The organism is uncultured Croceicoccus sp. (assembly GCF_947496385.1).
Classification (GTDB): domain Bacteria; phylum Pseudomonadota; class Alphaproteobacteria; order Sphingomonadales; family Sphingomonadaceae; genus Croceicoccus.
The window spans coordinates 1-855 of record NZ_CANMCP010000046.1 but is presented as its reverse complement, the minus strand read 5'-3'; the positions used below and the strand labels follow the sequence as shown (position 1 = coordinate 855).

Genomic DNA, 855 nt, shown 5'->3' with positions numbered 1-855 from the left:
CTAGGCCGCGTTGACATAAGATTTCAGCCATAGGCGCACTGCGGCGAGGTTGAGAAAGCTCTCAAAGGAGAGGATCGTCTTGTCGTAGCGGGTGGCGATGCGGCGCTGCTGCTTCAACTTGCCGAACATGCGCTCGATGCGGTTACGATCCTTGTAGCGGCGGTAGTCGGGATGCTCGGGCACCTTGCGGTTCGAGCGAGGCGGGATGATCGGCAGAATACCTCGGATCAGCAGGCTCTCGCGGAAGTGGTCGCCGTCATAGCCCTTGTCCGCCAGCAGCGCCTTGGGTGTGGCGACCGGGATGGTCATCAGCGGCTCGGCGGCGACGTAGTCGGAGGCTTCGCCGCCGGTCAGGATGAAGCCGAGAGGGCGTCCTTGATTGTCCGAGCGGGCATGGATCTTGCTCGTAAAGCCGCCGCGTGATCGACCAAGAGCGTTCGCACAAGCCCCCCTTTTCCGCCCGCGGCCGAGACGTGGCCGCGAACGCTGGTGCTGTCGATCATGTGCTGCCAGTCGTCGGTGAGCCCCAGATCGACCAGCGTTTGCAACAGCGCATCCCATACACCCTGCTCGGCCCACCTGCGGAACCGAACATAGACTGAGTTCCACTTGCCGTATCGCTCGTGCATGTCGCGCCAGGGGCAGCCGACCCGCAGAACATGCAGCATGCCGTTGAGAAAGCGCCGGTTGTCGCCCGCCGGCCGCGCCCAACGGCCCCGCTCAGGCGGCAGCAGCGGTCCGATCACCTCCCATTCCTCGTCCGACAAATCCCCGCGACCCATAACTGCTCCGCAAAAAGCAGTCTTGAATCAGAACCCGGCCCGCTTGGGAATCCCTTTTGTCAACACGGCCTAG

At 63.3% G+C, this 855-nt stretch carries 1 pseudogene; it reads right to left on the bottom strand.

Going from position 1 to position 855, the window contains the following annotated elements:
* Nucleotides 1–782 (bottom strand): annotated as a pseudogene (locus Q0897_RS16040) (IS5 family transposase).
* Nucleotides 783–855: the final 73 nt, after the last annotated feature.